9 protein-coding genes are annotated in these 7,962 nt (G+C 42.2%); all 9 read left to right on the top strand.

The window, feature by feature from the left end:
* Positions 1-199 precede the first annotated feature (199 nt).
* Positions 200-739, top strand: coding sequence for an NADPH-dependent FMN reductase (locus tag AB4Z17_RS16940; RefSeq protein ID WP_441960989.1), 540 nt, complete (start codon positions 200-202; stop codon positions 737-739).
* Between the two features lie 140 nt (positions 740-879).
* Positions 880-1,416 (top strand): RNA polymerase sigma factor, encoded by a 537-nt coding sequence (locus AB4Z17_RS16945; protein WP_441910387.1) that lies wholly within the window; start codon positions 880-882, stop codon positions 1,414-1,416.
* Entirely contained in the window at positions 1,413-2,375 is a 963-nt protein-coding gene (locus tag AB4Z17_RS16950) for a hypothetical protein (protein WP_441960990.1), read from the top strand. Before AB4Z17_RS16945 ends, AB4Z17_RS16950 begins: the two co-directional genes overlap by 4 nt.
* A gap of 413 nt (positions 2,376-2,788) precedes the next feature.
* Entirely contained in the window at positions 2,789-3,964 is a 1,176-nt protein-coding gene (locus AB4Z17_RS16955) for a family 16 glycosylhydrolase (protein WP_441960991.1), read from the top strand.
* 57 nt (positions 3,965-4,021) lie between these two features.
* Entirely contained in the window at positions 4,022-5,239 is a 1,218-nt protein-coding gene (gene bglS / locus AB4Z17_RS16960) for a beta-glucanase (RefSeq protein WP_441910384.1), read from the top strand.
* An 81-nt stretch (positions 5,240-5,320) separates the two neighbouring features.
* The gene (locus AB4Z17_RS16965; RefSeq protein ID WP_441960992.1) at positions 5,321-5,812 is read left to right on the top strand and encodes a hypothetical protein; all 492 of its coding nucleotides are present in this window, start codon (positions 5,321-5,323) and stop codon (positions 5,810-5,812) included.
* On the top strand, positions 5,803-6,564 hold the full coding sequence (locus AB4Z17_RS16970; protein WP_441960993.1) for an ABC transporter substrate-binding protein: 762 nt from the start codon (positions 5,803-5,805) through the stop codon (positions 6,562-6,564). The genes AB4Z17_RS16965 and AB4Z17_RS16970 overlap by 10 nt, the downstream gene beginning before the upstream one ends.
* Before the next feature lie 42 nt (positions 6,565-6,606).
* On the top strand, positions 6,607-7,500 hold the full coding sequence (locus AB4Z17_RS16975; protein ID WP_441960994.1) for a carbohydrate ABC transporter permease: 894 nt from the start codon (positions 6,607-6,609) through the stop codon (positions 7,498-7,500).
* Between the two features lie 13 nt (positions 7,501-7,513).
* Positions 7,514-7,962, top strand: a 449-nt coding sequence (locus tag AB4Z17_RS16980) for a carbohydrate ABC transporter permease (RefSeq protein WP_441960996.1), incomplete at its 3' end; no start/stop codon positions are given.

The raw sequence follows: 7,962 nt of genomic DNA on the forward strand, positions 1-7,962 counted from the left end.
GTTCTCTCCCTTTTTATTTATATATAGTATATTAAAATATATAATAAATGTATCTTATCTGTTAGATCATGTCAACGCTGTGGATATAGTCATTGACAAAGAACAAATCACCTCAATATAATATACATTATAGTTTAAAAAGTGTCTAATCAAAAACGGAATAAAAATCAATATAAAATTTGCGGGAGCGTGAAAAAGGATGAAATTGTTGGGCATTTCRGGTACTATTTTGGGATCAAAAACAGCTGCGGCTGTAGATGCGAGCTTAGACGTTGTCCGGAACAAATATCCGGATATTGAAGTGGAATTTCTGGATATGCGGCATTACAAAAACGTACAATTTTGCGACGGAAGCAATATATCCGACTACAATGAAGATACACAAAAGGTAATTGAGATGATAACAGCTGCTGATTTCTATATTATCGGCACACCGATTTTTCAGTCGTCGATTACCGGCGTATTAAAAAATCTATTTGATCTCGTTCCCGTTCCCAAAATTTCGAACAAAGTAATGGGATTTATCGCTACTGGAGGAACCAGTCATCATTACCTCGTAGTTGAAAATCAGCTGAAGCCGATAGCTGGTTATTTTAGAGCTTATGTAGCACCGGGGCATGTTTATATTCATGATGAACATTTTGATGAGCAGCAGCAAATTGCAAATGAGGACATCATTGCGCGTATCGAGAAATTAGCTGATGAAGTTGTATTTATGCAGACTAGGCTAAAAGGTTAAGCAAAGAATAAATAAGGAAGCACCCATCCTAGCGCAGGATGGGTGCTTTCTTATTTTGCTCGCAAGAGCAAATAAGTATTTTCCAAGCATTAGGGAACTTTACCCTAGTTATCGTTGTCTAATAGGTTGGAGGTGATGAAATGGAAACCGATTATTTGAAGCATATCGATGTTATCGACGCTACTGAAATGTATAATCTGATGACTCTATACGGAGATGATGTGTTTGGCTTTGCTTACGCGATAACCAAAAATCGAGAGCAAGCAAAAGATATCGCACAGGAAACATTTATTAAGGCGTATTATAAAATGCACACATTTCGAGGTCAGTCGTCGTTTAAAACATGGTTGTTAGCCATTGCAAGAAATCTTGCGCTGAATGAGTTAAAATCCAGTTATTTTCGCAAAATCCTTTTGTTTGAGAGTGTCAACCATTCGGAAGTTGCCCCTTCTGCAGAGACAGCATTTTTACGCAACCAAAATTCAGTGGAAGTGTGGGATATTATTTTAAGACTATCCGTTAAGCTCCGTGAGGTTCTGATACTAGATTTGGAGCATGAATTATCTATTAATGAAATGTCCAGCTTACTTGGACTGTCGGAAGGCACGGTAAAGTCTCGATTATTTCGAGCACGGAAAGCGGTTGAGAAGGAATGGAGAGGGAGGAACCTTGAATGAGCAAAATGATCGAGGACAGGCCAGCTTGGTATGCAGCTGCAAAAGGCGGCTTTAAAGGTAATTTCACGACAGACATGAAGGAAAAGGTCATACAGAACGTTCAGCGGAAAGGGGAAGCCAGAACTATGCAAGCTTATTTTAAAAGGTTCCTGGCCACTGCGGCAGGCATTTGTTTTCTGGCGGCATGCTTTATTTTCTTTGATGGAAGCTCCGTTTCTATGAGTACCCTCCTTCACGCAGGCAGCAGCCCTGTTCAAAATAATGAGCGGATTGAATCAACCGTTCCTTTAGAAGAGAAAAGCTTACATTACACAAGTGAACCCGTATACATATCAGGGACTAATATTTCATTAATGGATAGCAGCGACTACCAGTTTCCGATCGTAACAAAATCGTCGGTAAAGCTGAACACTGTCATTGATTTGGGCGGCGGTAACCATTATTTGACCTACACCAAGCCAAACGAGGCAGAGACTAACATCTATCAGGGGATTGAATTAAACGGATATTCCAAGGAAGGTGAAATATTTGAATGGGGTTATGGGTCCATATCTGAAGTGAAGTTAGGATTAAGCAAAGCTTTTGGTGGGGATTTTAACCGATTAAGCGGTAGATGTGGTCCGAACCTGTTATGTACATTATGGTTAACCATCGACGATAATAACGTCATCTTGAGCCATTTGCTCAGCTCAGACGGCTATGAAGCCGATTTGGATGGGGATGGAGCAGCGGAGGTTATTGCGACAACGGGTAAGGAATATAACAATCGGGTTTATATTATTAGAACAAGAGATGGGATAATGGAGTGGGTTGAAGTCGATGCAGCACTGAATGCAGGAGATGGAGACTCGGTGTCTTATGATCCGCATAATCAAGTTTTTATACTCAGCTCCGAATTGGGCTTGCAATATTATCATTATGCGCAGGGTGAGGATAAGCTCGTTGTTATAAAAGAATAAATCATAATCGGTATAATCAATGATCTTTGGATAAACCTCCGATATATGGCAACCCCGGTAAATTTGCAATAAAGTCTATATGCATATTAAACCGTCGAGCTCAGCGCTCGAACGGTTTTTTTTATGCCTAAAAACAACGCTTCATCTGGTCGTGTGCCAAATAACAGTTGGATAGTGCCATTTTATAATCGTTAAGGAGGAGAAAAGCATATTTTTTATTTGTAAAATTTAACCGTAAAGAACTTATTATTGCAAAATGCTAACTGTGGGAATGACGCGTTTGTAAAGGATGTTTTTCATCTACTTAACGAAGTAAAACTAAGCTTTTACGTTGGGAGGTGGGGCCTCAGGTAACGGCAATTAGGATGGGTTAAAAATGGAGAAAAGCACAATTTACTATGGGAGGCTCATTTGTGAAACAAAATTTTAAATCCACGCTGCTAACATTCATAATCGCTGTTATGCTCTGCGCAATGCCAGTTGCTGCTATGGCAGAGGAAGCTGAAGCACCAGAAGCTTTAGGTAAAACATTTATAGATTTGCTGGACCAGAAGGATTCGGATCGCTGGTATGCTTCCAACGGATGGTCCAATGGCGGAACCTTTCTGAGCGGCTGGAGAGATGATCATGTCATCTTTGAAGATGGAAAATTGAAATTGTTGATAGATGACAAGCCGTGTGCACAGGATAAAGCGCAATGCTCCGATAAGCCGTATGCTTCAGGGGAATATTCTACAACGCAGCGTTATGGATACGGTAAGTTTGAGGTTCGAATGAAAGCGGTTAAAGGCGATGGAGTCGTAACTGGGTTTTTCACCTATGGCGCTGATTCAGACGGTAAGGCTGACGAGATCGATATTGAGATTTTAGGTAAAAACACGACGCAGTTCGAAACGAATTATTTTACAAAAGGTGTTGGCATGCATTCGACGATCATTCCTCTAGGGTTTGATGCAGCGGATGATTTCCATGATTACGCCTTTGAATGGGCTCCGGATTCCATCAAGTGGTATGTAGACGGCAAGCTCGTTCATACGGAAACCGGCTCGCGAGGAGAGCTCCCTTCAGCACCTGGCTATATAATTGCGAACATGTGGCCGGCTACCAAAACCAATGGCTGGGCGAACGAGTATGTGTATCCAGGTAAAACCCAGATCGCTGAGGTGGATCGAATCGCTTATACGCTGCCAAAGCAGCAGCCTGAAACTAATGTAGATCCTTCAACACYTGTAAAACAAGGGAAATCAGTAGATCTGCTAGTTGAAGATGCACGAGAACTAAAAGTATTCAAAATCGGACAAACAGAAATGGCACCGCTTCGTTTTGTTATGGAAAGCTTACATGCAACGGTGAAATGGAATACAGCTAAACAAGAAATCATCGTCAATGACAAATTGTCCAAATCCGAAATGATCTTTAAGATGAATTCGAACGTTGCTTTTATTAATGGGATAAAAATATTGATGAAAAATCCAGTCATCCTGAATAATGGCCATGCTTACGTACCGCTGCTTGTTTTAACGGATGGGATTGGTGCTGACGTTATTCGGAAGGATGGAAAAGTAAGCATTAGCAGAGGAAACGAGTAAATGGAAAGCCTGTTTACCACTTTTTTTCGCAATACCAATCTGAGAAAGAGGTGTGTAATGATGAACAAGGCAAGCAATAGCAAAAAAAGAATGATGGTATGGCTCTTATCCTGTATGCTGCTTCTCTCTTTAATGATGCCGACTGTTACTTCTGCTGCTGATGTTGCGTTTGATGAACCGTTGAATGGGATTAACAATAATTTGTTCTATACGTCGGATGGCTGGGGCAATGGAGTGGACTTTGGCGTTGGCTGGCGGGCAGCGAACCAAGAGTTTAGTAATGGAATTATGGCGCTTCGTTTGGACAATACGGGTTGCCCTGCCAATTGCGCAGGCAAAAATTATGCTTCCGGCGAATATGCAACGAATGTGAAATATGGATACGGACGTGTTGAAGCGCGCATTAAAGCAGCTAAGGGTACAGGGCTTGTGACAGCACTCTTTACGTATTCGGGTCAAGCGACAAACACGTCAAACGATGAAATTGACATTGAAATATTAGGCAAGGATACGACCAAGCTGGAAGCGAACTACTTCACAAACGGTGTAGGCCAGCATAGCACGATTATCGATCTTGGGTTCGACTCTTCCTTGGCCTTCCATAACTATGCCTTCGAATGGTCTCCTACGTATATTAAGTGGTACGTTGATGGTAATTTGGTGCATACAGAGAACGGCTCGCGAGGCGCGCTTCCTACAAGCCCAGGTCATATTATGGCCAATTTATGGTCAGGCGCAGGACCTGCTGAAGTCTGGACTGGACCGTTCGTCTATCCAGGCACGCCAATTCGGGCGTATTACGATTGGATTAAATTTACCCCAGCAAGCGAGCTTCCTCCGGGAGAGGCTGAAGGAACGGGACTTACTGCCAATTACTTCAACAACATGGATTTCACCTCGTTAAAAGCGACTAGAACCGATGCAACTGTGAACTTCGATTGGGGTTTAGGGGCTCCTATGACTAGTATGGATGCAGATACCTTCTCCGTAAGATGGACGGGCAAAGTGAAGCCTCAATATACAGGAACCTATACTTTTTATACGAGTAGCGATGATGGGGTTCGGCTATGGGTGAACAATCAGCTCATCATTAATAAGTGGGTGGATCAAGCAACGACCGAATGGTCTGGAACGATTCAATTAACAGCGGGGCAGAAGTATGATATTAAGCTTGAATATTACGACAATACGGAAGACGCCATCGCTAAGTTGTCTTGGTCGAGTCCGCTTCAAGCGAAACAAATCATCCCGCAAAATAGATTGTATTCGAATTAATGGCAGTATGATCCTCCGTGACGAAATGTGTTGCGGAGGATCATTTTCAAAAGGGAGCAATGATTAAAGGAGAGATTTATTATGAACATGAAAAGGCCGGTATTTGCAACACTGCTCATCATGATATTATTTATCGTTGCTGCTTGCGGTTCAAATAATGGGAGTGCTGAGGCGGAAAAGCCAGCAGCTTCTGACACGCCATCCGCTGTGGCTAATGGACTTAAGGGAGAGTTTGAAATCCAATATTTTGTCGGGGGTTATGGGGATGCTTGGTGGATTGATGTTATTGATCAATTCCAGAAGCTAAACCCTGATCTGAAAATCAAGCAATCGGCTGGCCCCAAAATTAACGATCAAATGAAACCAAGATGGATTCAAGGCAATCCCCCAGATCTTATTTACATAGATGGAGCTGGATCAAATCCGCGGCAGATGGTAGAAGACGACCAGCTTCTGGATCTATCGGATTGGATTCATGAAGCGAGCAACGTAGACGGAGAGAAAATTACTAATGTTATGATCGCAAGTATGGATGGGCTGTTCCGACGGACTTTGATCGTTTCTTGGAGGTAAGCGAGAAAATAAAAGCTGCTGGTATTAGTCCCTATATTCATACAGGCGTATATCCGGATTACATTCTTGGCGGATTCGTATATCCAGCGATTATATCGGCGAACGGTGATAATGGGCAAATTCTGAAAGACATGGGTGACATGAAAGAAGGCATTTTCAAAAGCGAGCCCGTTCTTAAAGCGCTTCGTCAATTAAGCGAGATTTCCGCTAAGGGTTTAATTGATAAAGGTGCTCCTGCGCTTAACCATACAGATTCTCAGATGCAATTTCTACAGCACAAGGCTGCTATGATTCCGAATGGGCTATGGCTTGAAAGCGAAATGAAAAATGATGCGCCATCTGATTTTAAGTATGGGTTCGTTCCTTCAATAACCCAAGCGAAGGGCGGGAAATTCATAGCGTTGCCGTACACAAGTACGATGGCGATTGCCAAAAAAGCGAAAAATCCTGAAGCTGCCAAAGCGTTCATCGAATTTATTTTTACCAAAAAAGCGTCGTTGAACTGGGCGGAGAAAACCGGTGCTCTCATGAACGTGAAAGTAGATTTGGAATCTTCCAATGTTGGAGATACGGCCAAAAATGCTATGAAATATTACAATAGCGACAATACGATTGTCGCACCTGTAGTTGTGTTTAATGCTGATGTATTCAAGGTGATGAGTGATGCAACGATAGCTTTAACGATCAACAAAATCACACCGGAAGAGTGGACGGAGCGGGTTGAGGCAGCAGCAGCCAAGGCTAGAAAGTAAGCCATCAGCAATCTAGTTATTTCAGGTAAAGGATGAGCGTCAATGTCGCGTCAAGCACAAAGAAAGCTATTCATTATTACATTCCTTATTCCAACGTTCCTCTTCTTCTGCCTTTTTGCACTCTTTCCCATTTCCAAAGGCATATACATCTCTTTGTTTGACTGGTCTGGCAGTTCTGAGCATATGACCTATATTGGTTTTGACAACTTTAAGGCTCTGATCCAGGATCCCATCGTATGGAGAGCGATTGGCAATGATTATTTTCTAGTCATTGGGAAAGTAATTGGAATCATTCTGTTAGCTACTTTCTTCGCTGTTGCAGTTACTAGACTCAGAGTACGGGGGCAGCAGTTTTTTAGATTAGTCTTTTTTCTTCCGAATTTGATCTCAGTTGTGGTTATAGGTGTGTTATGGCGATTTGTTTATAATCCGAGCATCGGCTTTCTGAATTCGTTTCTTGGGATATTCACGAATGCACATAACAATAGGCCTTGGCTAGGGGAAGAAGGAACGGCGTTGTGGTCGATCTTATGGCCCTCGATTTGGGCTGGGATAGGATTTTATTTTCTGCTGCTCGTTGCCAGCATTGTTAGCATACCTGCTTCTTTGTACGAGGCGGCTGAAATGGATGGAGCCTCGCCTAATCGACAGTTTTGGAGAATTACGCTTCCCTTGATCTGGGAGCAGGTTAAGGTCAGCATTCTTCATATTGTGATGACGACTTTAAACGGCTCCTTCGTAATGGTTTTATTGATGACGGAAGGGGGGCCAGATAACTCAACGCAAGTGCTTGGTTCCTATTTGTACCAAATGGGATTCCGTCAATTTCATATGGGTTACGCTGCAGCACTTGGTGTATTGATCTTGATCTTATCTCTATCAACAACGCTAGTCTTGCAGCGAGTGCTTCGACGCGATAGCATTGAATTTTCATAGAGGAGATGCTTGTATGAGCTTCAGTCAGCCTTCACGAATATTTAGGACAGCAGCCATCCTCGTTCTTCTTCTGTGGACCTCGGCTGTGCTTTATCCGCTGCTTTGGACATTGCTAACCGCTTTAAAAAATAATCCGCAATTTTTAACGAACAAACCTTGGTCACTGCCTGAATTTCCGCTTTACTGGAGCAACTTTTCTTATGTGTGGAAAACCTATCATTTTGGCGACTATTTTTTGAATTCCGTATACATTACTTTAATGAGCTCATGCTTATCCATTTTGTTATCGGCTACAACTGCCTATGTTATAGCACGTTTCAAGTTCAGCGGCAGCCAGTTGATGTATATGGTCTATTTGTCCTCAATGATGATCCCTCTTATTTTGGGACTGGTACCGTTGTTCTTTCTACTAAACGATTTGTACTTAATTAATAAACTAAACGGATTAGTGCTTGTATATAC

It is taken from the genome of Paenibacillus sp. TAF43_2, assembly GCF_052113545.1.
Classification (GTDB): domain Bacteria; phylum Bacillota; class Bacilli; order Paenibacillales; family Paenibacillaceae; genus Pristimantibacillus.